Genomic DNA, 25,564 nt, shown 5'->3' on the forward strand with positions numbered 1-25,564 from the left:
CGACTCCTTTATGTGGTTTTAGCAGCCGGTGCCGCCGTCCCTGCGGCCGTCTGACGGGCACGCTCTTCCTGCCAGACTTTCGGATATTGCACTTTGCCCAAGAGACGGAACCCGTCCAGCGCTTCACGCAGTAATGCGCGCCGCTTGTCCGCATCGGGCTCGTTCGCCTTCGCCTGCTCGCGGAGATGACCGAGCCAATCGACAAAGGCCGAAAACTCGCTATCGAGAATACGCTCCAGGTCTTCCTTCATGAATCCCGACAACGCCGGGGCCACCCCGCTGCTGCTGATCGCGACCCGGGCATGCCCGACCGCCACCACCGCCGGCATCGTGACACTGGACAGCTCCGGCATGTCCACCGACCACAGGAGGAATCCCTTTTCCCGGGCCTTCGCCAGCAACATCTTGGCAAATTCCCGATCTCCACGGATCGTATTCAGCACCAGTATCGTATGCTCCAGATCGGTCTCGCGGAAATGCCGGCCGCGATGAATGACCTTCGCGGACGCGGCCAACAGTTTCAACGTTTCATGCAGTGTCGGACTGATCACCGTCACCCGGGCGCCGGACTCAAGCAACCGCTGCGACTTGTCCGCCGCTTCTTCGTCGCCGCCGATCACCAGGACGGAAAAGCCCTTCACATCGAGCACCAAGGGAAAACCAGGATTGGGAGCCATAACGTGTTCCTCCATACGGCACAGGGTGTAACTGGCAGCCATCATACAATAGCGTCTTCCTGGCCGTAAACCGTACCCTCCCCTTTTCCCCGCGACCTGTCTATAATGCGACGCTCATTGAGACTCTGGAGGATGCATGGCCGGCATATCAGGACAAGCGATCGGAATGGCAGGCAGTATCATTGGTCTGGCGGCCCTCGCCGCCTGGCTCGGACTCGCCCATAGCTGCGATCCGGCCACCGGAGAACCGGTCGTCGCAGGACGGGTGACCATCGCCCCGAATCTGGCCGATCAGGTCAAGCCGACCGACGTGCTCTTTGTGATTGTCAAGCGTCCACAGGGTCCGCCCCGTCCCATTGCCGCCAAACGCATCGACCACCCGACATTTCCGGCCTCCTTTGAAATAACCAACGCCGATGTCATGGTCGAGGGATCTGAACTGCGCGGGATGGTCGACATCGTGGCCCGACTCGACCGCGACGGCCAGGCCGGACCGGCGCAGCCCGGCGACATCGAAGGACGCTACGCCAAGAACCCCACCCTCCCGGGCGGCCGAGACTTCGAGATTGTCCTGGATTCAGTGAAGTAGCGGGGGATTCGAACTACTAAACACTCGCGGGATGCTCAAAAAGCTTTCCCGCAAGGCCGCAGGCCATAGGTTAACCAGGCAAGAAAAACAGACCGTTCAAACAAGCTATTCGGCAAGGCCGCAGGCGAAAAAACACCGCAGGCGTACCCTCAGGGGTACGTTGAGGATGTTTTAGAGACGAGAACGCAGCCAAGAGCTTGTTTCAACGGTCTGCGCTAAGTCTCGGCGGGATCGGCGTCAAGCTCCATATTCCAATACAGATAATCCCGCCAGCTCTCCGGCGTGTTGCGGATCCCGATCGTAATCGTAATCACCGGGTTCCAGCGCGGCTTCACCGGTTTCTTCTTCAACTTCATCCCGGCTTCATCCGGCGTCCGCCCGCTCTTGCGATTATTACAGCGCCAGCAGGCCGTGGTGATGTTCTCCCACGTCTTCTTCCCGCCCTTGGCAATAGGCACCACGTGGTCGAAGGTCAACTCTTCCGTTCGAAATTTCTTGCTGCAATATTGGCAGGTGTAGCCATCGCGCGTAAAAATATTGATGCGGGAAAACTTCACCGCCCGGTGGCTGTCTTTCAGGCGCACCAGTTTGAGCAGCCGCATCACTGCGGGCAGTTTGATCGAGAGGGAGATGCCGTGGATTTCGCGGTCGTAGACTTCGAGGACTTCGACTTTGCCTTGCCACAGAAGGGCAATGGCTTTTTGCCAGTGAACCACCCGCAGCGGTTCGTACGTCGAGTTGAGCAGGAGAGTCATTTCCATGCAACAACCTCATTCCCTACCTGGCTCCTCTCTGAGAGGCCATCCAGTTTATCAAGGGCGTATATAGTGTTTTTATGCCATAGGCCCCGGGCGAAATCAAGCAACCCCGCATCTATCGCCCTCTAGACGCCGCTATCGGTTTTTTGGGACACTGCCCTCTATGAAAGACTTCGTGACCGTGGCCGCGCTCACCGACGTGCCTCCGGGAACAACAAAGACGGTGGACATCAGCGGCATCTGGATCGCGCTCTGCAATGTCGACGGGACGCTCTATGCGGTCGACAACACCTGCCCGCATGCAGGCGGGCCGCTTGGGGACGGGAAACTGAATGGGGGCATCATCGAATGCCCCTGGCATGGATGGAAATTCGACCTGCGAACCGGCCAGCGTGTGAACAATCCGAACTTCACGGTGGCCTGCTGCGACGTGCGCGTCGTCGGCGGCCAGATTCAGATCAAACTCCCGGAGGACCTGACATAGGCGGCATGGGAGGGGCACCAGGCAGCGGCGGCGCAGGCGTCTGCGGCCGATCGGAATCCGGCGCCATCGGCGTCACGCCGTCGGCAGGCACCGAGGCGGCGTTGACCTTCTTTTTCCCCAAGTGTGCGTGCCAGATAAATTCCCGCTCAAACCATTGGCCGCTGACACTTTGATCGCGCAACTGCAGCCGAATCTCGTAGATGTCCCCTTCTACCTGCTTCACGCGCCACTCACCGAGCCGCACCCCCTGCCCGCGCTCCTTCATCGAACGGACATGTTCGTTCATCGCTTGAAGAATCGTCGGAAACCCGATCGCCTGATGCGTCTGCACCATGGCCAGCGCCTCGGCCGCTTGCTTGTCCGCCATCGGATTGAGAGACGGCGGCTTCGTGACAAAGTAGTAGAGCCCGCCGAACACGAGCACGGCCACCACCGCATAGTGGAGCGTTCTCACCAAGAACGAAGATTCCGACGGTGCAGTCGAGAGAGACGGATCGGTACTCATAGTTCAGATACTCAATTCCATAGGAGAGGACGATGGCCTGACGGGCGAACACGCATCGCAGGCATCTTAGGAAGCGCTTGGATGGTTGTCAATGGACGATCCCCCGCGCGAAGCCGGCCGCTTGTCTGAAGAAAAGCCGGTGTGCTACAAGTAACGCGGCACCATCGTCACTCGAATCACCAAGAGCGCCTCGCATGAAATTCTTTCTGTACGGAGACAACCTCAATCTGACCCAACTCAAGCGCCGGGCTCCGGAACATCAGTTCCTCTATCTGGCCACGCTGGGCGATCACACCATCAAGTTCTGCCGATGGTCGGCACAGTGGCGTTGCGGACTCTCCAGCATCGCTCCCTCCCCCGGAGAAAAGGTCTGGGGCGCGGTCTTTGAACTGACCGACGAGGACCTGAAGATTATGGATGAGTTTGAGCAGGATGTGCCGCCGGGCGCCTACCGGCACCTGCAGGTGACGGTCTTGACCGAAGCCGGCGAGAAAGAACTCGTGACGACCTACGCCGCCAATCCCATCGGAAAGTTCAAACCCAAAGACCACTACCTCGACTGGGTCATCAAAGGACTCAAACAGTGGAAAATGCCGGAGGAAGCCGTCGAACAGTGGCAAGCCTACCGGCCTTCGTAGGCAGCGCGACGCACGCGCTGTGTTCACACATCACCCACTCTAACTGAGGGAACTATGCCAAAGCCAAAGCATCATATTCTCGTCTGCACCAACTCCCGTCCTCCGGGACACCCCAAGCCATCCTGCGGCAGCGCCGGAGCCGCGCAGCTGCTCATGGCCTTCAACATGGGGCTCATGCAACGCGGCGTGCAGCCCGGCCAGGTCCTCGTGAGCGGCACCGGATGCCTGGGCCCCTGCGAACAGGGCCCGACCGTCGTCGTCTACCCCGACAACACCTGGTACTCAAAGGTGACCGAAGCCGATGTCGCGACCATCCTCGATGAACACATCATCAAGGGAACGCCGGCCGCGAAACTGAACCCGGACGCAGCCTGGAAATAATTTCCGACGAGCGAAGTATGGCCAGCGCGACCCATCATGAACACAAACACCATGCACCCAGAAGTATCGGGTGCATGGTCATTACCTGCAGCGATACCCGCACGCCTGAGACGGACACGAGCGGCCAGCTCATTCAGAAGCTGCTCAAGGAACAGGGGCACAGTATCGCCGCCTACCATCTGGTGAAAGACGAGCCGGCGCAAATCACGGCGCGGATCACCGAAGGCATCGCCAACGAAGCCGTCCAGGCCATCATCGTCAACGGCGGGACCGGGATCTCTCGGCGGGATTCGACCTTTGAAGCAGTGGATGCGATGCTGGAAAAACGGTTGGATGGATTCGGCGAGGTCTTTCGCTATCTGACCTATCAAGAAATCGGTTCACCGGCCATCATGAGCCGGGCCACCGCCGGCATCATCAAAGGCCGCGTCCTCTTCTCCACCCCAGGCTCAGAAAACGCCGTCCGCCTGGCGATGGAAAAGCTGATCCTTCCAGAACTCGGGCATCTCGTCAAAGAACTCACGAAGTAGTCTGCCTCTCCCTCATTCAGGATGCTCAAAACGGTCTTCTAGCAAGGCCGCAGGGAGCACGGCGAGTGAGGCGTACCCTCTGGGGTACGTCGCAGCGAGACACGCGAGTGAGAACGCCGCTAGAAGCCGTTTTCAGCATCCGCCTAGTCTTGAGAAATCTTCGGTTCAGAATACTTCTGCACTTCCGTCGAGATAATCGACTGCGCATACTTCCGGTACGACAACATCACATCCCGCACCGAGACCACGCCGACAATCTCCCCGCCCTTGGTCACGGCCAGGTGGCGCACACCGAGGTCACCCATCATTTCCTGAGCATCGTCTATCGACTCGCTCCCCTCGATCGTGCACAGGGGCGTTGTCATAATCTTCTCGACGGTCAGTTTCCCGAGCGGCTTACTGGTGGCCACTGCCCGACGGACAATATCCGTATCCGTCACAATGCCCACCAACTGCTTGCCCTTCTTCACCAGCAACGACCCGACTCGGGCCGTCCGCATTTTCTTAGCCGCACTTACAATCGACACCGCCGGCCCGACGGTTTTGGGATGTTTGCTCATGATCTTGGATACGGTAGACATGGTTTCCCTCCCTCGTTGATGGTGTCGAGTGGAAAGAACGCCGGCCGCGCTCATTCAGCTTTGATTCAACCTAACACAGATCGGATGGGGTAGTCGAAACGAGGCGGCAGAGACGCATCGAGTAAGCCACACACTTTGAGGCACGCCGTAAGGAAACAAGTAAAGACAGGACGCTTCTCAGACTTCAAACCCGAAGGACGCTCAAAACGGTTTACGTTCTCACCCGCCCAACCCCAGCGCGCCAAGACGCGCCTTCTCCCTGGCAAGGCCGCAGGGGGCGTGGCGACTGAGGGTTGGAACGGGCTTCAAAAGATCAGAAGCTACGTCTGTTCAAAATGGCCTTCCGGCAAGGCCGCAGGCGAGAAACGACCGGAGGCGTACCCTCTGGGGTACGTTGAGGATCGTTTTGAGCCGAGAACGAAGCCCGAAGCCATTTTCAACAGACGAGCACTATCTTCCCGAAGAACTTGCGGGAGAGCATCTGCTCTTGCGCCGCGCGAGCCTCTTGAAGCGGATAGGTGCGGTCGATGACAGAGATCAGCCGCTTCTGGCCCATCAGTTCCGCCGCCTTCACCAGTTCCGCCCGCGTCCCCATGTAGGAGCCCTTGATCGTGTACTGGCGAGAATAGACATACCGGAGATCCACCTTCACCTCAGCGCCGGTCGTCGCGCCACAGGTAATCAAGCGCCCGCCTTTCGCCAGCGACGCCAGACAGCTCTCCCACACCTCCGGCCCGATATGCTCGATCACCACATCCACGCCATGGCCTTCGGTCAGGAGCTTCACGCGATCCGCCACGTTCTCCTTCGTATGGTTGATAACCGCGTCGGCGCCGAGCACCACCGCCTTGGGGATCTTGTCGTCCGATCCGACCGTTGTGATCACGCGCGCGCCGGCGAGCTTGGCCATTTGAATCGCCATGGTCCCTACGCCGCTCCCACCGCCCATGATCAACACCGTCTCGCCATGTTGGAGACCGGCCTGGGCAAACAACATATGCGACGCGGTCACCGAGACGAGCGGGAACGCCGCCGCCTGTTCGAACGAGAGGTTCTCGGGAATCGGCATCACATTGCGGAACGGCACCTTCACATACTCGGCATAGCCGCCGTGCATCATCGCCCCCAGCAAGCTGTAGGAGCGGCAGAAGTTGTCTCGCCCTGCCAGACACTGTTCGCACTTCCAACAGCTGATCCCGGGCGAGATGAACACGCGCTGCCCGACCGTCACGTGATCGGCCTGTGCGCCGACCTGCTCTACGACACCCGCCACGTCCGATCCTGACACATGCGGCATCGGCATGGGATAAGCTGGATTCCCCTGCCTGATCCAGATATCCAGATGGTTCAGCGCGCAGGCTTTGACCTTGACCAACACCTCATCAGGCCCGATCGTCGGCGTCGGCATATCTTCATAGCTCAACTTATCCGGTCCACCATGCGCGCGAAATAAGACAGCTTTCATATTCAGCTCCTTGCTAGACCACACCCTACCCTACAGAACTAGATCGGAAACAACCGGGAGAAGCTTGAGAGAAATACTGATCGTAACAATCACGTCCCGGCAGGTTGCTCAAAAAGGCTATCCGAACCAGGCTGATCAAAACGTCATGTCACAAGGCCGCAGGGAGTGCGGCGACTGAGGCGTACCCTCTGGGGTACGTCGCAAGGAGACGTACGACTGAGAACGCAGTGAGATGGCGTTTTCATCAGCCTGCTAAAACTTCAGCTCGCCCTCCACCACCATCACACACTCCCCCCCGACCTTTACTGCCTGAATGACTCCGTCGGACGAATCGACCTGGATGAGAATGCGCGAGGGGCGCTCGATCTCATAGCCCTGCTCCGAGACAATCTCGGTCGTCGGCTTCACATCAATAATGCGGTGATGCACCAGATAGGCCCCGAGCGCGCCGCTCGCGCTGCCGGTGGCGGGATCTTCAAGAATGCCGATGGCCGGCGCAAACATGCGGGTATGGACCGTCGAGTCCGGCTCGACCGTGACGGTCGTGAAGACCATGATGCCGTTGGCGCCGAAACGACCGCAGAGATCGGTAATGGCAGAGGGATCGGGGTTGATCGACCGGATCGCCGTCAGCGTGCGAATCGGCAGTATGAGGACCGGCAGCCCCGTTGACACCACCTCGATGGGCGACTTGGCCTCCGCCACCACGTATTTCGGCAGCCCGAGCGAAATGGCCAGCTTGTAGAAATCTTCCTCATCCTCCACCGCGTCGAGAAACTCCGGTTTCGGCTGCGACATGACCACATGCTCAATCTGCTTCCCCACCCCACGCAACTCCACCGGGAACAAGCCGATGTTGCACTCGTAGAGCAGACGGGTCACCGATCCGGTGAGCGGCACAAGTCCGAGCTGCGCCAGGAGATAAAACGTGCCGATCACCGGATGGCCGGCAAAGGGCAGTTCCTGCGTCGGCGTAAAAATCCGCAACCGGACCACCGCCGCCTTGTCGGTCGGAGGGAACACAAAGACCGTCTCGGAGAGGTTCATTTCCCGGGCGATCTGCTGAAGTTGATCATCGGAGAGCCCGTCGGCCTCAGGAAACACGGCAACGGGATTGCCCCCGAACGGCTCTGAGGTAAACACATCGGCTTGGTAGAACTTCAGCGAGCGGCGATCAGGCATTTGTAGCTACTCCTATAAATCCTGACGATAACCTCCCCGGCATGTTCAAAAAGGTCTTGTGGCAAGGCCGCAGGGAGTACGGTGACTGAGTCGTAGCTTTCTCACCCACCCACCTCAAGCTGCCGGAGCAGCTTGTTCCCTGCGGGGTACGTCGCAAGGAGACGTACGACCGAGAACGCCGCCAGAAGCCTTTTTCAACATGTCGCTATGCCGGACGAGGCAGCGCCTCGTACGACTGCACCATCGGATTCCGCACATAATTCTCGACATAATTCTGCAACGACCCGTTGCGATAGAGCTGCTCGTTGGCAAACCGCGTGTCGACCTTGTGCAGCACTTTGACTTTCACGCCGGTCTTTTCCGTAAACTGTTCCAGCGTTACGCCGGTGATGTCCGTGTAGGGACCGCGGCCCGATTGCATGATGCACTTGGGCACGTGAATGATTTTTTCTGTCGTCAGCCGCTTCGCAATGTCGTCGAACGTGAGCAGTACCGTGCAATCCGAATCCCCGCTCAGCATCGCATTCGGCACGTACAGCACGCGCGCCTTGTTCTTCCGGTACATCGAGAGGATCTTCGAGACGCTCCAGCCCGTGACCAGCGTATCTTTCTTCTCCAATTCAAGCGAATCGAAGAGGCTCACGATGCGCTTCCGGCTCAGAAAGGCCGTGATGTAGGCCTCTGTATGGATCGTCTGCAAATTCGGCAAGGCCGCATCGTAGATCCGTAGCGCTTCCTCCGCCAGATGCTTCCGGCCCTGGCGCATGAGGCCGGCCGTCTCTTCCTTGAGGCCCCGCACCGGCGTGAGCGTGCCCATCCAGAGCACGCACTTCTGATTGATCTTAGAAATCTCTACCGCATCCTTCGACATCGTATTCGCATCGAAGGCATAGAAATTCGCCGACGACACCGCCGGGCCGTCCAGCACCTTCATCAGATGCTTCACCGAGGGCGCATGCGGCATGAGCCGCTGGCGATACTCGCTGAGGGTGATGACCGAGAGTTCAAAGTTGATCCGGCCGGGATATTGCGCGACCAGCTGATGAATCTTCGGGACATGCACGAAGCCGACAGTGAAGAACTGAATGCTCTTGTCCGTGTACTTCAGAAAGTCCTCGACCCACTCCATCGCCTTTGGATGGAGAAAGAGATCAGTCCATTCCATGAACTCGTTCCCGCCCAGGCACCAGAACTGCTTCGGGTCGGTCGGCTTCTTGCTGATGTAGTCGAGAATGTATTTCCAGTCCTCGTCAGAGGTCTTGGGCGGATCGAGCGTTTCGCGATAGGAATGGTCCAGCTCGTAGCAGAACTCGCACTTCACCGGGCAATCGCGCCCGAGGCTCAGCGGGATCTTCCCCGCATCCATCTCACGGCGCAACACATCGCGATAATCCTTCTTGGTGAAGATCGGAGCGGCCTGGAGCATCGGGAGGGGCATTGGCATTGATTGACGACCTTGCTCCAGCTAAAGTAACAGGATGACCGACGAGACCATACCCAAAGAAATCGCCCAGGCACTGAAGATTCTGGATCTCACGCTCCCCGTCACCACCGAGGATCTTGAACGGGCCAAGCGCGTACAGCTCTATACCTGGAATCCCGCCCGCTACGCGAATCTGACGAACAACCCCAAGAAGTACATGGAAGCCTACAAGAAGGCCGAAGAGATGACCAAACTGGTCGAAGCCTCGTATGCTCTCCTCTGTGCGGTCTTAGTTCCCGACGAATCCTCGAGCGATCAGTCTTCTTCCTGAACTGCCATCTCCCCAGGATGCTCAAAACGGCATCCCACTAGGCCGCAGACGAGTCAAAAACGGATGCGTACCCTCAGGGGTACGTTGAGGATTTTGACGAGCCGAGAACGACGTGGGAGGTCGTTTTCAGCATCCTGTTAGCCCACACCGTGGGAGACCACCCGAGACCTGCCCTCTTTGCCGTCTTCTCCTTCGTTCATCGACACCGGCCACGTGACCAATCCTGAGACCGCATCCGACGCCGTCGTCTGCGTCTGCTTGGCGTAGATCTGGGGCAGCTTGTTCGTACCGAACTTGGAGATATAGAGGAACACATGCTCGCGGGAATTCACCCGCACGGCCCAGGGCTGGAAATCGTTCTTGTAGAACTCTTCGCACATCTGCATCGCATCGAGGCACGACAGGGTGCTCGGCTCGTTCAGCGTGTAGTAGTAGTCCAGCGGCAGGTCGTACTCCTCCTGCTTGTGGATCGTGATGCCGAACTTCTCCGGATTGCGCACCATCGGCGTGTGCCGGTAAGCCACGAAGTAGAAGAGTTCCACCGAATGAATCACCGGCTGATTGTCGATGACGAACTGCCGCGTCTCCAGCGCCTCGTCTTTCGTTTCGCCGGGGAATCCGTAGAAGGCCATCACGTGGTTCCAGATCCCCGCCTTCGAGGCCTGGTGGAGATTGTTCTGAATCACGCTTTTCTTCGCGTGCTTGTCCATGAGGTTCAAGACACGCTCGTTCGCCGACTCCATGCCGTAATAGAGGGTGCAGCAACCGGCCTTCGCAGCGAGGTCCCAGATCGCCTGGTCCTGTAAGGTTTCTTCAAACCGGATCAGCGTCGTCCACTTGATCCCGACGTTCTGCTCCACCAGCAACTGAGACACTTTCTTGAACAGGGCCGGCGGATAGGATTCGTCGGAGAAGAGGAAGTGTTTGCACTGGTACTTGTCGCGCAGTGCAGTCACCTGCTCGATCACATGCTGCGCCGTCATCCCGCGATATTGATCGAAGTAGCCCTGCCCGTGGTCGCAGAACGTGCAGCGGCCCCAGTAGCAGCCGCGCGTCGCGAGATAGGGAATAATCCGCTCCGGGACAAAATAATGGTCCAGCGGCAGGCCGTCGAAATCCGGCAGCGGCAGGGCCGCCGTCTTCTCCGTATAGACTTCCTTGCTCTGCTTCACCCCGTCGGCATGGCGATACATGAGATTCGGCACCGACTCCAGCGCCCGCTGCCCGTTCAGCGCCTCGATATACCAGAGCAGCGCATGTTCGCCTTCGTAGAGGATCGCCGCGTCGAACACCTCGGTGAAGAACCGTTCATGGTTCGGCAGCTCTTCTTGCAGCCGCGTGATGACATTCCCCCCGACCACGACCTTGATGTGCGGGAACGTCTCCTTGATCATCTTGCAGAAGGTCAGGCCCGCCAGCAGCTGCATCTGCGTGCCGATGGAAATGCCGATCACCTCCGGCTTCTCTTTACTCACCGACGGCAGCACCAGCTGATTGCAGATATCGCGATAGACGTTCACCTGCTCGTCGTCGAGACAGGCGAAGACTTCCTTCGAGACGCCCGGCCGGTAGCCCAGGTTGCTTTCCATCGGATAGAAGACGAGCGAGGCAGGATAATAGGCAGCGGAGATGTACTGCATCGCCTCACGGAAGGTATTGAGCGCCAGCTCCAGCTTCTCGGCTTCGTAGAACCGCTCGCCGCGCACGACCAGCTTGGCATCTTCCGCCCGCTCCGCCAGGTCGAACACATCCACCGCATAGGCCTGCTCGACGACCGATTTCTGATCCGCCTCGCGATCCGTGAGCGTCCCGGCCTTTTCCTTGTCCTGCAGCGGCTTGAGCTGCATGCCGAGCCGAGCCTTCACCCAGATCAGGAACTCCATGGTGAAGAAGTGATCGTACATCTCGATGTTGATGTCACGCTGCACGACCTGATGACCGGCCTCCCGCAGCACCGCCGTCAGCGACGGCAGCGCCAGATAGGGCGCCGTCGGCACCCACTCGGGCGGAAACAGCAGCATCACCTTCGAGGTCTTCCGATCCTCTTTCTTGATCGGCGACAAACCGTCTATTTGCACGAGTCCTGAAGCAGACATTCTATTCTCACCCACCCACCCCGGCGCGCCGAGACGCGCCTTTCACCGAGCTACATCTTCCCCGCTAGTGTGTGCGTCACACCAGCCGTTTTCATTGACTGATATTGCAGATCCCGCAACTTCTCCAACCCGAACTTCGCGATATAAAGAAAAATATATTCCCTGATGTAGAGCCGCAGGTCCCAGCCCGCGTAATGGTTCTGTTCGAATTGCTGAAACACCCGTTCGGCCTCTTCGATACTCATCCCGTTCTTCACCGTGTAGTAATAGTCGAGCGCCAGATCCCACTCGGGGTTCTTGTAGGCCGTCACGCCCCACTTCTCCGGATGCTTCGCCACGGGGTTATGCCGACCCAGGTCGAACGTGCCGAACCCCAGCGAATGCACATAGTCTTTGTTCTGCTCCAGGAACTCCACCGACGACCAGGCTTCCTCTTTCGTCTCGCCGGGAAAGCCGAAGAAGCCCATGCAGTGGTTCCAGATACCTGCCTCCGCCGTGCGCTTGAGATGCTCGGTCATGATGGCGGTCGTCGTGGCCTTGTCCATCAGCTTCAGCACCCGCTCGTTTCCCGACTCGTAGCCGAAGTGGAGGTACTTGCAGCCCGACTCCTTCGCATCCTGCCAGACTTGATCTTCCAACAGGCTCTTCTCGAACCGCATGTGCGTCGTCCAGGTGATATCCATCCTGGTATCGATCAGCCCACGCGCTAGCTTGCGGAACAGGGCCGGAGGGTACGACTCGTCGGTGAAATGGAAATGCTTCGCCCCGTACTTATCGCGCAGATGTGTGATCTCCGCCAGAATGTCCTGGATCTTCTTGCTCCGGTATCCGGCGGTATAGCCCTCGCCATGGTCGCAGAACTCGCAGCGGCCCCAGTAGCAGCCGCGCGTGGCCAGATAGGGCAGAATCTTCGTCGGAACGAAATACTTCTCCAGCAGCAGGCCGTCGAAATCAGGCGGCGGCAGCGCATGCATATCTTCCGCAAAACTCGTCTCCGACGTATGGACGCCGGTCTCGTCCTTGTAGATCGTGTTCGGCACGTCGGCCAGGCTCCGCTTCGCCCCCACCGCCGAGACGAGTTGGACAAAGGCCGTCTCCCCTTCATAGACCACGGCACTGTCGAAGTATTGGAACAGCGGCGACTGTGGGAGCACATCGCGCAGGCGCGTGACCGTATTGCCGCCGATCGTGACGTGGATATGGGGGAAGTGCTGCTTGATGAGGGCACAGAAGGTCATGGTAGAGAACATCTGCTGCTGCAACACGATCGAGATCCCGATCACGTCCGGCTGGGCCTGCTCAATCGCCGGCTTCACCAGATGCTCGAACACGTCGCGGTAGATATTCACCTGCGTATCGTTCACCGCGTCGATGACTTCGGAAGAAACGAAGACCTTATAGGACAGATCCGTCTCCATCGGCGGCATACAGATCCGCGCCGGGGCATAGACCATGGAAATGACCGACGTCACTTCGCGGAACACTTGAATAGCCCACTCTAACTGGTCGATTTCGTAGAATACTTCCCCACGGATAATCGCCTTCGCCTTCTCCGCTTTCTTGATCAATTCGTCGATCCGCTGCCTGGTCACGTCGCAGAGCGCCAGCTGCAAATCCATCTCGTTGGCGTCCAGATCCCGCTTCTTGGAGAGCTTTCGGAGCCGGTCGAGTTGCTGCGGCACCCGGCGCAGGACTTTCTTCAAAAAGTCCTCGCTGAAGTACCAGTCCCACATTTCGAGGTTGATGTCTTTTTGGATGACGGTATGGCCGGCCTGACGGAGGACGGCGGTGAGGGAGGGAAGGCTCAGATAGGGTTCGGAGGGAAACCAATCGGGCGGGAAGATCAGCATGACCTTCATCTTCCGGCCGCTGGAAGCTTCGAAACTCTGACGATTCAGGAGAATCAGTTCTTTAGAAGCCCGCTCGCCCTTCGAATACTCAATGCGCATGAAGGAGGCTCCTCGTCTATCGCTCCGGCATTCAGAAATTGAAAGAATGCCAAGGGGTTAGCTATAGGAGGACACATTGTAAGGGGGCGGTAGAGGGATATTCAAGGGCGGAAGGTGCGAAGCCTGATCTAGGGCTAGCGAATCTTCCAATAGCCGGGCCTTCGTCGGCCATGAGCAACAGCCAAAATCTCAATCCGGTCGCCCTTAACCCGGTAGATTAATTGAAACGGGAACCGCTGAAAGAGATAGCGCCGAGTCCCATGAACAAAGAGGGGCCAGCGTTCGGGAGCCAGAACAACCGATTCGACCCCGCGGTCCAGTTCAGCTAGGAACGAATCCGCGGCAGACGGGCTTCTTGCTAGATACCATTGTCGAGCAGCTTGAGCTTCTTGAACAGCGTCGGGATGGAACACAACAGACAGGCCCGGCATTAGAGACCGAGGATCTTTCGACGAGCGTCACTCCAGGAGACCAGCAACGGCGGGCGAGGTGAATCAAGGTCCTTCAACCTACGGGCAATCTCTTTGTTCCATTCCGCTTCAGCATCGGCATCAACGGTTGCGTCCAGACTCTCCAATAGCGACCCCGCCATCGCGGCCCGAGCTTCTGGAGGAAGTTTAAGCGCATCCTCTAACAATTTTGTTGCATCAGATCCCATAGCGAAATATTAGCAGAGAGGCGCAATGAATCAAAGCGGTTTTGACTGACCCGAGGTATGAGCGCGAAGAGCTTTTTCAGCAAAGGCATCAAGTTTACCGGCCTTCACATCAGCCTCGAACTGACGATCCCATGTCTCCCCGTCAAATGCCGCATACCATCGGCGAAACGCGGCAAGCTCATCGGGAGACAACTTCTCAATCTGTTCTTCGATCGCTTCAACTTTGCTCATGCATCACCTAACCTCGCTAAGATCTGAGCCAAACTCGTCGTCTCTCCCCGCTCATATCCCTATAACAGTCGACCTAGATACTGGAATCTATTAGTGGCCGTAACGATTTGCTGAGCGTCTCTGCTTCTTTAGTCAAGAAGTCTCTATGTCGCAGGTAGTTCTCTCGAAGCTCCCGGTATGGGGTCATTTCTGCGTGCCGGCTACAATCAGAAATCGCGCGTGGGTAGTAGCTCGATAGATACTTGACGGAATTTACGGTGTTAACCCGAATTGAGCAAAATGGGAGGCCCACCATCGCATACGGGCGTCTATCTTGGCTCTGATAGACACGGTTTTGCGAAGCCCACAGGGCCTCTGGCAAAGACAAGCCGAGTCCTTCCCGAAAGAAAGATCTGCCAATTTCTTGGGCCTCAGGCTCTATCACTGGGAAAAGTGTTCCAACGTAGGCACGAGCTCCAGCGAACATAAAAGATGCACTCAAGCGATGCCACGACGAGCAAGCGTTGTTAAAAATAACTGGGGTACAGTCAGGTGCGAAGCCGTGAAGAGCGGGAATCCACATATGATCATGCATTTGAAGGCCCATCGATCCGATTACTCGAGAGATCTCCTCGCTCGCCACTCTGTACTTCTTCTTTTCGAAGATGTCCATTCCTGCCCAAGTAGTTATCGACGTACCGACGTATAGGTTGGATTTTGCAGCTGAGTCTGTCCAATCCACGCCGTCCAACTCGTGAAAGCGGCTGAAGGTTTGCACGAGTACTTTTTCCGACTTGTGGTCGTACGCAAACCCGACTCCTTCATCGATAACGAGACGGCGGGCGATGCCCTCGCTATCTTTGAAGTCATAAGTGACCCGTTGCCCCGGAACATCGCCCGCATGAGTCGATATTACGATGATGTCAAAGGGCACAGTTTCCATCAGCATCATAACGTTAAGGACAGTGGCAGCAGGACCGAGCTGAACGCGAACGAGCGTTTTATTTTGGCCTAATGATTCGGCAATGACATCGATCTCAGATCCAGATACTTCACCTGGTTGAATTAGAAGGGCGGTCCTTGCGCTGTGCTCTGCTTGAGAAGCGGCCCAGAGCCCTTCCACCATCGAAAGTCCAAAGTCCGGAAATGCAAACATGTGCGTGGTTGGACGTTCAGGTACCGCTATGCCCCAGGGGAAACGGTTCGTGATAAACAGGAGTTGCTTGTACTGGCTGAAGTCTATATTGGGGAGTTGTCCACGAACCCGATCCCGAATGGTGGCAAATCGATGTGAGGCGTTTCCACCAGAACCAAGGGCATAGATTTCTTCCAGCCATTCTGTTTGTTCAGAGTCCGGAAGCTTAGGATGCGTCAAAAACGATGCATCCGTAGCAAAGGCCATATTGCTAGCAATCACCTCCGCAAGAGGATTGCCTCTCTCGCAAATGATCAAGAGGTGCGTGCCACTGGCGACAAAATCCGTTGTGTGGGATTCAGCTGTAGTCGTATCCAAAAGTTTTTTTGATCGACGGGCTAGCAGAACACCAATACCGAGGTTGTCGCTCCCCCAAACAAGCCTTTTCTTCGGACCCTTCGTCCAGCCTTTCAGCGCTTCTTGAGCCTCGTCTCTGGACCTGACGTGAATGAACATTCCCGCTGGCTTGCCCTCCGACATTGATCGGTTTTGATCGACCGTCGTATCAGCCAGTAGCACCCTCCGGCTTTCAGCCGTTGAGATCGCATTAGTACGTCTAATCACTTCATTACTCCAATCAGGTCGGGCAAGGTGAGGCCCAGAAATGATTGGCAGATAATGCGGACGTGTAAAAAGAGATGAAATTTCTGCGACAAGCCTAGCGTTGTCTCCGACGACGGCTACTTTCTCAAAGGCGGGTATCGCCATTATTCCTCAGGGAGCATAATAGATGGGTGGAATCTTCTCACAGAACGCTCAAATCCCTCCACATGCTAGTTAATTGGGGACAATAAATAAGACAGGCTACTTTTCTAGCGCTCAGCCTCACCCGCTGCCGCATCGTCGATTCCAAGCCCGGTATCGCCGCAACCTTTACTTGAAGAGAGGAAAAGAACGGGGACATTCTGAGTTTCCAGGCGCGTGACCGACCGACACCTTCCTCGCCTGCCATTACCACCCCCTCGCCGTCCCCCATCGCATCAGGACGATGAATACGCCTTTCACTTTGCAGTAGACTACCCCATACAGATTACTGAGGATGCGCCACACGCTAATAACAAGCTGACCTAAGTGCGAGGGAAAATCATGAGCGACGCTCAAGACCCTAAAAGAGAGGATATACCCGAAGAGGGAAACACCGAAAAGGTGGTACGCGGTGTGCTTCAAGTCGCTAGTGGTGCAATTCCGCTTTTAGGTGGCGTTCTATCTGCAGCCGCAGGTGCTTGGTCAGAACGAGAGCAGGCCAAAGTAAATCGATTTTTCCAGCAGTGGATAAAGATGCTCCAAGAGGAGATTCACGAAAAAGCGCGTTAGTAGTGGGGTCAGGCATGAGTATTGACTTATTTCATCTCGAAACCTAGACTCCCCGCCATGGCTCGCAAGCCGCGCATCGATTTTCCGGGGGCTTTCTACCATGTGATCGTCCGTGGCAACCAGCGCGCGACAATCTTTCATGACCCCGCTGATTACACCGCCTATCTGGAGCGCCTCGAACGCTATCGCCTTCGGGATGGCGTCACGCTCCATGCTTACGTCCTGATGAAGAATCACGTGCATCTGTTGTTAGAAACCGGGGCACACCCGCTGGCCCGTACGATGCAAACCCTGCAGTTCACTTACAGCCAATACTACAATCGCCGGTACAACAAGAGCGGCCATGTGTTTCAAGGGCGCTATCACGCCATTCTCTGTGACCGCGACGCCTACCTGCTGGAATTGGTCCGGTACCTTCACCTAAATCCCGCCCGACTGCGGACGCCGCTGAACCCGTGGACCTACCAGTGGAGCAGTCATGCGGTGTATCTCGGCCGCGTTGGTCCCGTCACGGTCCAGACGTCGAGCGTCTTGGAATCGCTTCATCGACAGGTGGGTCCTGCCCGGCAGGCCTACCGTCGTTTTCTGATGGACGGCTTGGCCCACGGGCATCAAGAACGATTCTACGACACCGTGGATCAGCGATTTCTCGGCGATGAACGGTTTATCGAAGAAGCAGATCGGCGCACTGCCGCAACGCGAGAGGTGTCGGCCCGCCCCAAGCGGGTGCCTTTCGGAACGCTCCTGACGGCGGTTGCCACGGCCTACGAGGTGACACCGAAGACGATTCTTGCTCCGGGGCGGCACCGGGCCGTGGTCCCGGCCCGCACGATGCTGGTGGGTCTTGCACGGAGATGGAGCGTCCTGACCACTCGTGAATTGGGCCGACGGCTGCGACGTGATCCATCCATGATCAGCCGCCTGGCCGCCGCCTATACAGCCCACCCCGACACCACAATCGAAACCCAGATACGTCATGCGCTCCAGCTTCACCTATTACAATAAGTCAATACTCAAGCCTGCCCCCCTCTTGATTCAGGCTGGCGTTTACTGACCTTGCGTCCTTTTTGGAATCTCTCCGTCTATTGAGGTAGGACGCTCAGAGCGTCGTCACCTTGACACAACAGGAGGGGCTCCATGGACACCTATCAGTTCCCGGCCAAGGCCATTACTACTCAGCCACCACAATCCGTTACCGATCAGCTCACGTGGCGATTCGCGATACAGTGGGGCCTGTTCCCATTTGTGCTGGTCCTCGCAGGTCTCGCCTCGTTGGCCATCTACCACGGCCTTGTGCCACCGATGGTGGCGCAGATGGGAATCTTTGCCATCGCGCTGCTGGCTGTCATCGCTGCGGAGCATGTTATTCCGTTCGAGCGCCGGTGGCGGCAGACGGCATCGATCGAACGTCGTGTCGACGCCACTTCGCTCGTGGTCCTGATGACCCTGATCGACCCGATGCTCAAACAGAGCGTCATGCCCTTGCTGCTGTCATTGACCGTGACGGTGGCCCATCCAGGAGGTGGGCTCGGCTGGTTTCCGACGGACTGGCCGATTCCTGCGCAGCTCGTGCTGGCGGCTGTCATTGCGGAATTCGGCCAGTACGCCGTGCATCGTGCCGCTCATTCGCAGCGCTGGATGTGGGGCGTACACAGCTTTCATCACAGCCCACCCCGGCTATACTGGCTGAATGGATTTAGAGTCAATCCGCTGAATGTGGCATGGCACAAACTCTCGGGGCTCTTCATGTTGATGCTGATCGGGGCACCGGCACCCACGCTGCACATGTTGATTCTGTTTGGGACGGTCGTATCGGTATTCCAGCATGCCAATGCCGACCTGCGCTACAACGGATGGAATCTTTTCCTCTCGACGGCTGATTTGCATCGTTGGCACCATTCGGCTGATCGACAGGAGGGACATTGCAATTTCGGCTCACTGATAATGGTGTGGGATCGGTTGTTGGGAACGTATCGGCGGCCACTGGCTCAAGCTCCTGCTCAAGTTGGAGTCGAGGGATTGTTCACCCGTCCGGACGGGTATCTCACGTGGTTACGCCGCTCGACCGGACTTGGTTAGTTCAACAACCTGGCGCAGGAAAAGAATGGGGACATTCTCAAATTTCCGGCGCGGGGCGGGCCGACGCCTTTACCTTTACCTTTCCCCTTCACAACACAGACCGATGGACCAGTCGGTCGGGAAAGAGTAGAGTTACCCATGGCTTTCTGCTAGGCACCGAGGCGCAGGAGCAACGATGACACAACAAGACGGTGGTTCTTCTGCTCGTTCTGCGTTTTTTCTGCTCATCCCGGTTCTGTTTCTGCTCGGTTCGTTCGTGCTCCCTTCCTTCGATCTGAGTCCAAGCCAAGCCCGCGCCGCAAGCAAAGGTCAGACGAAGTTCCAGCGCATATCGACACAGTTCATCGCGGCGTTGGGCGATCCAGGTGCGACCTCCGGGAGCGGCGCGCAATCGTGGGGTCTGTGGCCTCTGGACCCGGGTCCTCGGGGCGTTGAGCTGACCAACTATAAACGGTTGAAGGATGCAGGTGGCGTCGCCCCAGCGCGCTGGAATTTCGACGACAGGGACTGGTGGCTGGAGGAGCATGGCTTGATCATGGAGCAGCCGACCTTTCCGCTCCCTCCCGGCAAATACCTGGTCACGGGCCGCCGCGACGTGACGGCTGTGCTGACCATTCATCCCGCCGACAGGAATGGCGACAGGCGCTGGGAACTCGATAAAGGCGCGACGCTCTACGACGTGACGCACCTGGCCTGCCGCTCCGCGCGCTATACACCGGCTGCGGTTGGCGGTTCGTGCTCGCCGGCAAATGCGCGGCAGACTGCATTTCCAGTTGCGCCAGGAGGAGCGATGCCTCCGGTCGAGGGCTGCGCGAAGCAGGACTATGCCGTTCTACTCGTGATCGGCGTGGGCGTGGAAGACTAATCGCCGGTGACGACGGACTAGACTAAGAAAAATCTGTCAGGAAGCATTTCCCGGCACATGACCATCGGCGCCTTCCTCGCCCCACTTCTCCCCCTTCTTCTCATCTCATCCCTCGGCAGGCTTGCATTTTCAGGCATCCGGGCATAGCCTTACCTGCAAGAACGGCTAAGGAGAACACCCATGGCAAAGGCAAAAGCTGAAGCGCTGGAACTGATCAAGAAGCTGCCGGACGATGTAACCACGAGTGGGATTATGGAGGAGCTGTTCTTCAAGCAGCAGGTGGAAAAAGGCCTTCAGGACGTAGCTGATGGGCGCATCCTCACCCAGGCAGAGCTGAAGGAGAGAATGGCCCGATGGCGCAAGTCCGCTGGTCGCTGACTGCCGGGAACGATCTTCAGGACATCGAAGACTTCATCGCCCGTGATTCCGTACTCCATGCGATCACGTTCGTCGACCGCCTGGTTGAATCCACAGAGACACTTCTCACGAACTCCCACATCGGACGCGTTGTTCCCGAGTTCGATCGCTCGGATCTTCGAGAAGTGATTTTCAGAACTTATCGAATCGTCTATCTCGTGAAAGACGACACCGTCTTCATTCTTCGAGTCGTCCACGGTGCTCGGGATTTACAGGCACTTGTTCGCCGAGAACCTTGGGATATTGGCAGCTAAGACGTTGGGAAGAAAAAGAGGGAGATTCTGAGCCGCCCCCAATTTCATTGACACCGCGTAGGGCACATATGCGGCCTCCTCGGCCTCACCAACTGCCGCATCGTCGATTCCAAGCCCATCGTCGCCTCAATCTTCGCTCGCCAGTTTTCCCTCCCCAATGGCTGCTGCCGATTCATGCAGATCCGCAACATGACCAGTTCATGATCAAAGAGGCACTGATCGATCTAGTCCCCTTTCTCTTTGCCTCAAGGCTTGCTGCCCTGGGGCAAGAAACCTGTATAGTAAGCCGTTCACCAAAATCACATCGTCGGAGGCTTCATGGATTGGACTTCGCTTACTACTACCGTTGAATTTCTGGTGTTTGCGCTCGTTGTGGGCGTCATCGCCAAAGTGCTGATGCCCGGAAAGGATCCGGGTCAGTTGATCGGGACGACGGTGATCGGGATCGGAGGCGGGTTGATCGGCGGCTGCCTTGGAGGCCAAGTAGGTCTCAGCGGGGATTCCGATATCGTCGCGTTTGTCTTCGCAATCATCGGGGCGCTTACAATACTGATGCTCTATCACTGGCTCGCAGCCTAACAAATTACGGAACAAGAAAAGTGGGCAGACAAACTGAGCAATTGTGAGCAGCCACCCAAGAAGCGATCGAGTATCATCACAGCATGCTCCACGAATTTTTGACTTCGAATCGTACAGAGTTGATCACGCGTTGCAGGAACAATGCGGTGAGAAGGTTCTCGCCATCCGAGAGTCCCATCGCGCTCGATCATGGTGTCCCGCTATTCCTGCAGCAGCTCGTCGAGACCCTTCGTCTCGAACAAACGACCCCTCACGTTGATACTGTCGAAACAACGCCGACGCCGGCTCATACGGAAATCGGTCGCGCCGCTGCCGTGCACGGCGGCGATTTACTCCGACTCGGATATTCCATCGACCAGGTCGTGCACGATTATGGCGATGTGTGCCAATCCGTCACCCAGTTAGCCGGCGAACAGGACATGGAAATCTCTACAACTGAATTTCGCACGCTCAACCGTTGCCTCGACAATGCGATTGCCGACGCCGTCACGGCATTTGGATCTGCTCACCAGGTCTTAATCGATGACCAGGCGGAAACTTTGCAGCAACGCCTGCATTATTATTCGGTCGATCATCAACGTCTAGTCGATATCGCCCTCAAATCATTTTCCGCAATAAGGACAGGTCATGTAGGAGCGACTGGAGCGACCGGCACATTGCTGTTGCAGACCCTAGAGGAACTGCGCTCCCTCGCTGAGCGGACGTTGCCTGAGATCCGTCTGGCCTACCTCAGCAGTTCAGCTGCGCCCTCCTAACCGCGCATGCTTCATTCGACGCTTCATTCCTGCACGACAAGCAGCCGTCACGCCCTGCATCTCCTGCCTCACCTACTTCCGCGATAGACCAAACCGACAGGCCACGTTACAATGGCCGCGCTTTCTGCTCGCTTCGCAATAGATTTTGCAAATACATCCCATGGCAATCACTACGACCTATATCGTCACCGTTCTGTTGGACGTCAACGAGATTCAGGACGTGGACGACCGGGCGGAAAGCCGCAGCTATATCGTCGGTGATCGCGAGTCCAAGCAGGCCGTGATCATCGATGCCGTCATCGAAAACGTCGAGCGCGCCCTTCGACTCATCAACGAGCTTGGGCTCACCCTCCGCTTTGCCGTCGAAACGCACATCCATGCCGATCACATCACCGGCGCCTCGGCCATCAAAGATCGAACCGGCGCGCAGATCGTGTACGGCGGCGGCGCCAAGGGCGAGGTCACTGGCGCGGATCTGTTCCTGTTCGAGGGCGAGGCGCTGCAGCTCGGTCAGACGTCACTGACGGCGCTGGCAACCCCCGGTCATACGAACGGCTGCACGAGCTACGTGCTCCCTGGCGCCGTCTTCACGGGCGATGCGTTGTTCATCCGCGGCAACGGCCGGACCGATTTTCAGGGCGGCTCGCCGGAGAAACTGTTCGACTCCGTTCGGAAGAAACTGTTCGCGCTGCCGGACGACACGATCGTCTACCCCGGGCATGATTATCAGGGCCGGATCTCCTCCACGATCGGCGAGGAAAAGCGATTCAACGAACGCCTCAACCTCTCGATCGACCGGGCGACCTTCGTCGACATGATGAATCGGAGAAACGTGCCACGTCCGGCCAAAATGGATATCGCCATCCCCGCCAACATGCGAGCCGGCCGGGCCACCTGATCACTCCTGCCTTCTTTCTTCAAGCCGTCTTCACCATAAACCGGTCCCCCTTATACTGAGCTGCATTGATCAGATTATTACTCGTTCCTGCGCGTAGAATCGCATTCACCACGGGCGATCAGTTCGCTGCCAGTTGATCGTGCCAAGTGAGTTCACGTTGTGACCGTCAGAAACGAACCGATTACATTCGGTTGATGAGTTTCACATTACTACAGGGGGTAGGCCATGAACCAAATTCGATATCTGGGGTTTGCGTTAGTGTTTGTGTTGGGGTGTCAGGGTACGCCAACCGTGACGAGGACCGGGGATGTCAAAGACATCATCATCGGAGATAACCTTACGTCAGGCGACATCTCCGTTAGTCCAGGCGATGAAATTCGGTGGGTCAACAAGAGAACCGCGCCTGTTCGAGTCGTCTTTATCGACCCGGTGTTGGATAAGCAGTTGTCGTGCAACAATAATTTCGGCGGATGGATGACACCCAGTGGGACAGCACAACTGGCCACGAACCAAACTGCGAGTGTCTGTTTTAGGGATGCCGGCACGTTCCGGTACACCGTCAGGATGGAATCAGCGAGAACGACCGGCGAGCTCAACGTTCCTGGAGTTATCAAGGTTGGCGGACAGGGCGGGCAGGCCGTTGGTCAAACCAGTGAGCAAAACCGTGGCCGAAGCAGCGGGCAGACCGGGGAGCAACCCAATGATCGAACCAGTGGGCAGGCCAGCGATCGCATCAGTGATCAAAAGCCAGGCCGCCCGAGCGATCAAACCAGCGACAAACCGACTAGCCCGACAAGCTCCACGTCGACCACGACCACCACGACGACAACAATGCCCCCTCAGTAAGTCCACCCGCCATCAAGACTTATGAGGTATGCATCGAAAGAAACTGGATAAGCAGGGGGAGGACGAGAAAGAGGACAGGCTAAGCGAGCAGCTTCCTCGTCCTCCCTCGATTCCAATCCCAGCGTCGCCGAAATCTTCGCTTGGGGTTGGAAACCCGTAATCTTCTGAATTTCCCGGCGCGTGGCCGTCCGGCGCCTTCCCCGCCATGCCCTCTCGCATCTTGCCTCCCTCCCCTTGACAAACAATCGCACCAAACGTACGCTTTGTACGATTCGTACACTTCCAATGAGGTGATTCATGGCGCATCTTCCATCCAGTAAAGCACGCGAAGGGTTTGCAGACACCATCAACCGCGTCGCATTCGGCAAAGAGCGGGTGGTCTTGCGACGGCGCGGAAAGGAAGTGGCCGCCGTGGTTTCGATGGAGGATTTGCGATTACTGGAAGACTTGGAAGACCGCATCGACCTGGTAGATGCGCGAGCCGCCTTAGCCGAGACGAAGAAGAAAGGCGCGAAGTCTCTGGAGGCCGTCATAAAGGAACTCGGTCTCTAGCCTTCCCCCATGGCCTACTCGATTCTCCTCGCCCCGCCTGCTGAGCGACAGCTCAAAGCGCTCGCCGAACCGGTTCAAAAGCGGATCGTGAAACGTCTCAAATCATTACGTGAGAATCCTCGCCCTCATGGCATCAAGAAACTCGCCGGCGAAGAGGACTTGTATCGTATTCGGGAAGGCGATTACCGCATCATCTATACGATTCAAGACAAGCAACTGATCGTCCTCGTCGTGAAGATCGGCGACCGGAAAGCGATCTACCGATAACCTCCCCTCTCCCCCAGAACAAGGGAAGACAAAACAGGGACATTCTGCATTCCCCGGCGCGTGGCGAGGGAATGGTTCATTCGGCATTTCTGGTACATCCGGATGCACGACACCGGCAAGGCACACCCAACTTTCCCCACACCCACGCATGGTCACCCAGGGCACGGGCATTCGTAAACTCGGTGCGTCACCGGCACGCTACGGTCAGCCTCGCATGCCTTTCTCGAAGAACAATCCACGGTTGATGTCGCCGATGCTGAGCATCCCGACCAGCATGCCCTTCTCGACGACGGGAATGCGCCGGAAGTTCTTGAGCCCCATATAGGAGGCCGCTTCCAAAACAGGGTCGTGGGGCGCCACCGTCAAGGGATTCTGACTCATGATCTCTTCGACTTTCCTGCCAAGCGCCTCAGGATACCCCTCTTCCATTTCGACAAAATCCCGACTATGCACGTTGTCATGAATGTATTCGCCATAGTTAGGATACAACGGCAGCAGGACGTCGCGTAGCGTCACCATCCCGATAAGCCGGGCGTCTCCGTCTATCACGGGAATGGCCCCGCAATTGCGATTCATCATTTTTATGACAATCGATCGAACCGAATCCGTCTTTCCGGCAGTGACGATGCTGGTTGACATGACGTCATGGACTCGCATGACCACCTCCTTCTCGCGATGCAAGGAGAAGTTCGGCGCTCGCCCCACGTACGTGCTCCGTCGACGCCGCAACGACCAGGACTGGTCGCCTGCCTTCACGATCGCTGGATCGATCAAGAAGGAAACAGCACGGGCGATCTTGCAGGAAGCGAGAAGATCGCCCGCGTGTGGCGCTTAGGGCGCCGACTGGCTTTCGCTTGGGCTGATCGGGAAGGCCCGCTCAAGAATGGGTGTGACGGCAGCTCGTCAGTGGAGAAGGGTGAGTGGAGTGGACACTCCTCACGCCGGCCCGGTCTCTCCACAATAGCTCATCGGTACGTGTGGTTCCCTGACGCGGGAAAGCGACAGCCGATGGAGAACCGGCTAGCGTGACTGACGAGAAACCCGCCCATCGCTCGGCGGGCCATGGTGGTCAGGCGGACTAAGGTC

General features: G+C 57.4%; 30 protein-coding genes. 18 read left to right on the top strand and 12 right to left on the bottom strand.

Features of this window, described 5'->3' with window-relative positions:
- Positions 1–8: 8 nt before the first annotated feature.
- Positions 9–677: a bifunctional precorrin-2 dehydrogenase/sirohydrochlorin ferrochelatase gene (locus Q7U39_08940; GenBank protein MDO9118069.1), complete on the bottom strand. Its 669-nt coding sequence runs from the start codon at positions 675–677 to the stop codon at positions 9–11.
- Positions 678–813: 136 nt separating this feature from the next.
- On the opposite strand from Q7U39_08940, the gene Q7U39_08945 reads away from it, so the two are divergent.
- A complete protein-coding gene (locus Q7U39_08945; protein ID MDO9118070.1) occupies positions 814–1,266 on the top strand; it encodes a hypothetical protein in 453 nt (150 codons plus the stop codon).
- A 215-nt stretch (positions 1,267–1,481) separates the two neighbouring features.
- Here the strand turns inward: Q7U39_08945 and Q7U39_08950 are convergent, their stop codons facing one another.
- Positions 1,482–2,027 carry an HNH endonuclease gene (locus tag Q7U39_08950; protein ID MDO9118071.1) on the bottom strand — a complete coding sequence of 182 codons (546 nt, stop codon included), beginning with the start codon at positions 2,025–2,027 and terminating at the stop codon, positions 1,482–1,484.
- A gap of 160 nt (positions 2,028–2,187) precedes the next feature.
- Between Q7U39_08950 and Q7U39_08955 the strand changes: the two genes are divergently transcribed.
- Positions 2,188–2,508, top strand: coding sequence for a non-heme iron oxygenase ferredoxin subunit (locus Q7U39_08955; GenBank protein MDO9118072.1), 321 nt, complete (start codon positions 2,188–2,190; stop codon positions 2,506–2,508).
- On the opposite strand, the gene Q7U39_08960 is transcribed toward Q7U39_08955, so the two are convergent.
- The gene (locus Q7U39_08960) at positions 2,483–3,013 is read right to left on the bottom strand and encodes a hypothetical protein (protein ID MDO9118073.1); all 531 of its coding nucleotides are present in this window, start codon (positions 3,011–3,013) and stop codon (positions 2,483–2,485) included. The two genes, Q7U39_08955 and Q7U39_08960, sit on opposite strands and share 26 nt — an antisense overlap.
- Before the next feature lie 194 nt (positions 3,014–3,207).
- Here Q7U39_08960 and Q7U39_08965 point away from each other — a divergent pair, with 194 nt between their 5' ends.
- From Q7U39_08965 to Q7U39_08975, 3 genes are read left to right on the top strand one after another with little or no spacing between them, the layout of a single operon-like run.
- On the top strand, positions 3,208–3,651 hold the full coding sequence (locus Q7U39_08965) for a gamma-glutamylcyclotransferase family protein (GenBank protein ID MDO9118074.1): 444 nt from the start codon (positions 3,208–3,210) through the stop codon (positions 3,649–3,651).
- A gap of 54 nt (positions 3,652–3,705) precedes the next feature.
- Positions 3,706–4,032, top strand: a complete 327-nt coding sequence (locus tag Q7U39_08970; protein ID MDO9118075.1) for a (2Fe-2S) ferredoxin domain-containing protein — start codon at positions 3,706–3,708, stop codon at positions 4,030–4,032.
- A gap of 17 nt (positions 4,033–4,049) precedes the next feature.
- Positions 4,050–4,562: a MogA/MoaB family molybdenum cofactor biosynthesis protein gene (locus Q7U39_08975; GenBank protein MDO9118076.1), complete on the top strand. Its 513-nt coding sequence runs from the start codon at positions 4,050–4,052 to the stop codon at positions 4,560–4,562.
- 143 nt (positions 4,563–4,705) lie between these two features.
- Here Q7U39_08975 and Q7U39_08980 read toward each other — a convergent pair whose 3' ends face one another.
- The 4 genes from Q7U39_08980 to Q7U39_08995 all read right to left on the bottom strand — a co-directional run bounded on the left by Q7U39_08980 (position 4,706) and on the right by Q7U39_08995 (position 9,234).
- A complete protein-coding gene (locus tag Q7U39_08980) occupies positions 4,706–5,143 on the bottom strand; it encodes a CBS domain-containing protein (GenBank protein ID MDO9118077.1) in 438 nt (145 codons plus the stop codon).
- A gap of 436 nt (positions 5,144–5,579) precedes the next feature.
- Positions 5,580–6,608 carry a zinc-binding dehydrogenase gene (locus Q7U39_08985; GenBank protein ID MDO9118078.1) on the bottom strand — a complete coding sequence of 343 codons (1,029 nt, stop codon included), beginning with the start codon at positions 6,606–6,608 and terminating at the stop codon, positions 5,580–5,582.
- Positions 6,609–6,860: 252 nt separating this feature from the next.
- Positions 6,861–7,790, bottom strand: coding sequence for a PhzF family phenazine biosynthesis protein (locus tag Q7U39_08990; GenBank protein ID MDO9118079.1), 930 nt, complete (start codon positions 7,788–7,790; stop codon positions 6,861–6,863).
- Between the two features lie 205 nt (positions 7,791–7,995).
- Positions 7,996–9,234 carry a hypothetical protein gene (locus Q7U39_08995; GenBank protein ID MDO9118080.1) on the bottom strand — a complete coding sequence of 413 codons (1,239 nt, stop codon included), beginning with the start codon at positions 9,232–9,234 and terminating at the stop codon, positions 7,996–7,998.
- A gap of 34 nt (positions 9,235–9,268) precedes the next feature.
- Here Q7U39_08995 and Q7U39_09000 point away from each other — a divergent pair, with 34 nt between their 5' ends.
- Positions 9,269–9,544: a hypothetical protein gene (locus Q7U39_09000; GenBank protein MDO9118081.1), complete on the top strand. Its 276-nt coding sequence runs from the start codon at positions 9,269–9,271 to the stop codon at positions 9,542–9,544.
- 137 nt (positions 9,545–9,681) lie between these two features.
- Here Q7U39_09000 and Q7U39_09005 read toward each other — a convergent pair whose 3' ends face one another.
- From Q7U39_09005 to Q7U39_09020, 4 genes are all read right to left on the bottom strand, one after another.
- Entirely contained in the window at positions 9,682–11,640 is a 1,959-nt protein-coding gene (locus Q7U39_09005; protein MDO9118082.1) for a radical SAM protein, read from the bottom strand.
- Between the two features lie 50 nt (positions 11,641–11,690).
- Complete coding sequence (locus tag Q7U39_09010; protein ID MDO9118083.1) at positions 11,691–13,589, bottom strand: radical SAM protein; 1,899 nt, start codon at positions 13,587–13,589, stop codon at positions 11,691–11,693.
- Positions 13,590–14,277: 688 nt separating this feature from the next.
- Complete coding sequence (locus tag Q7U39_09015) at positions 14,278–14,478, bottom strand: hypothetical protein (protein MDO9118084.1); 201 nt, start codon at positions 14,476–14,478, stop codon at positions 14,278–14,280.
- A gap of 73 nt (positions 14,479–14,551) precedes the next feature.
- Positions 14,552–16,360: a hypothetical protein gene (locus tag Q7U39_09020; GenBank protein MDO9118085.1), complete on the bottom strand. Its 1,809-nt coding sequence runs from the start codon at positions 16,358–16,360 to the stop codon at positions 14,552–14,554.
- A 378-nt stretch (positions 16,361–16,738) separates the two neighbouring features.
- Between Q7U39_09020 and Q7U39_09025 the strand changes: the two genes are divergently transcribed.
- The 12 genes from Q7U39_09025 to Q7U39_09080 all read left to right on the top strand — a co-directional run bounded on the left by Q7U39_09025 (position 16,739) and on the right by Q7U39_09080 (position 24,478).
- Positions 16,739–16,966 carry a hypothetical protein gene (locus Q7U39_09025; GenBank protein MDO9118086.1) on the top strand — a complete coding sequence of 76 codons (228 nt, stop codon included), beginning with the start codon at positions 16,739–16,741 and terminating at the stop codon, positions 16,964–16,966.
- Positions 16,967–17,023: 57 nt separating this feature from the next.
- A complete protein-coding gene (locus Q7U39_09030) occupies positions 17,024–17,971 on the top strand; it encodes a transposase (GenBank protein MDO9118087.1) in 948 nt (315 codons plus the stop codon).
- A 132-nt stretch (positions 17,972–18,103) separates the two neighbouring features.
- Positions 18,104–19,045, top strand: a complete 942-nt coding sequence (locus Q7U39_09035) for a sterol desaturase family protein (GenBank protein ID MDO9118088.1) — start codon at positions 18,104–18,106, stop codon at positions 19,043–19,045.
- A 175-nt stretch (positions 19,046–19,220) separates the two neighbouring features.
- On the top strand, positions 19,221–19,910 hold the full coding sequence (locus Q7U39_09040) for a hypothetical protein (protein ID MDO9118089.1): 690 nt from the start codon (positions 19,221–19,223) through the stop codon (positions 19,908–19,910).
- Between the two features lie 180 nt (positions 19,911–20,090).
- A complete protein-coding gene (locus Q7U39_09045; protein ID MDO9118090.1) occupies positions 20,091–20,288 on the top strand; it encodes a hypothetical protein in 198 nt (65 codons plus the stop codon).
- Entirely contained in the window at positions 20,264–20,581 is a 318-nt protein-coding gene (locus Q7U39_09050) for a type II toxin-antitoxin system RelE/ParE family toxin (protein ID MDO9118091.1), read from the top strand. The genes Q7U39_09045 and Q7U39_09050 overlap by 25 nt, the downstream gene beginning before the upstream one ends.
- 318 nt (positions 20,582–20,899) lie before the next feature.
- Complete coding sequence (locus Q7U39_09055; protein ID MDO9118092.1) at positions 20,900–21,160, top strand: GlsB/YeaQ/YmgE family stress response membrane protein; 261 nt, start codon at positions 20,900–20,902, stop codon at positions 21,158–21,160.
- Between the two features lie 146 nt (positions 21,161–21,306).
- The gene (locus Q7U39_09060; protein ID MDO9118093.1) at positions 21,307–21,915 is read left to right on the top strand and encodes a hypothetical protein; all 609 of its coding nucleotides are present in this window, start codon (positions 21,307–21,309) and stop codon (positions 21,913–21,915) included.
- Positions 21,916–22,075: 160 nt separating this feature from the next.
- Positions 22,076–22,813 carry an MBL fold metallo-hydrolase gene (locus tag Q7U39_09065; GenBank protein ID MDO9118094.1) on the top strand — a complete coding sequence of 246 codons (738 nt, stop codon included), beginning with the start codon at positions 22,076–22,078 and terminating at the stop codon, positions 22,811–22,813.
- Between the two features lie 225 nt (positions 22,814–23,038).
- The gene (locus Q7U39_09070) at positions 23,039–23,659 is read left to right on the top strand and encodes a hypothetical protein (protein ID MDO9118095.1); all 621 of its coding nucleotides are present in this window, start codon (positions 23,039–23,041) and stop codon (positions 23,657–23,659) included.
- 297 nt (positions 23,660–23,956) lie between these two features.
- Positions 23,957–24,211: a type II toxin-antitoxin system prevent-host-death family antitoxin gene (locus Q7U39_09075; protein ID MDO9118096.1), complete on the top strand. Its 255-nt coding sequence runs from the start codon at positions 23,957–23,959 to the stop codon at positions 24,209–24,211.
- A 9-nt stretch (positions 24,212–24,220) separates the two neighbouring features.
- Complete coding sequence (locus Q7U39_09080) at positions 24,221–24,478, top strand: type II toxin-antitoxin system RelE/ParE family toxin (GenBank protein MDO9118097.1); 258 nt, start codon at positions 24,221–24,223, stop codon at positions 24,476–24,478.
- A gap of 204 nt (positions 24,479–24,682) precedes the next feature.
- Here Q7U39_09080 and Q7U39_09085 read toward each other — a convergent pair whose 3' ends face one another.
- Positions 24,683–25,135, bottom strand: a complete 453-nt coding sequence (locus Q7U39_09085) for a CBS domain-containing protein (protein MDO9118098.1) — start codon at positions 25,133–25,135, stop codon at positions 24,683–24,685.
- Between the last annotated feature and the right edge of the window lie 429 nt (positions 25,136–25,564).

This window comes from Nitrospira sp. (genome assembly GCA_030653545.1).
GTDB lineage: Bacteria > Nitrospirota > Nitrospiria > Nitrospirales > Nitrospiraceae > Nitrospira_D.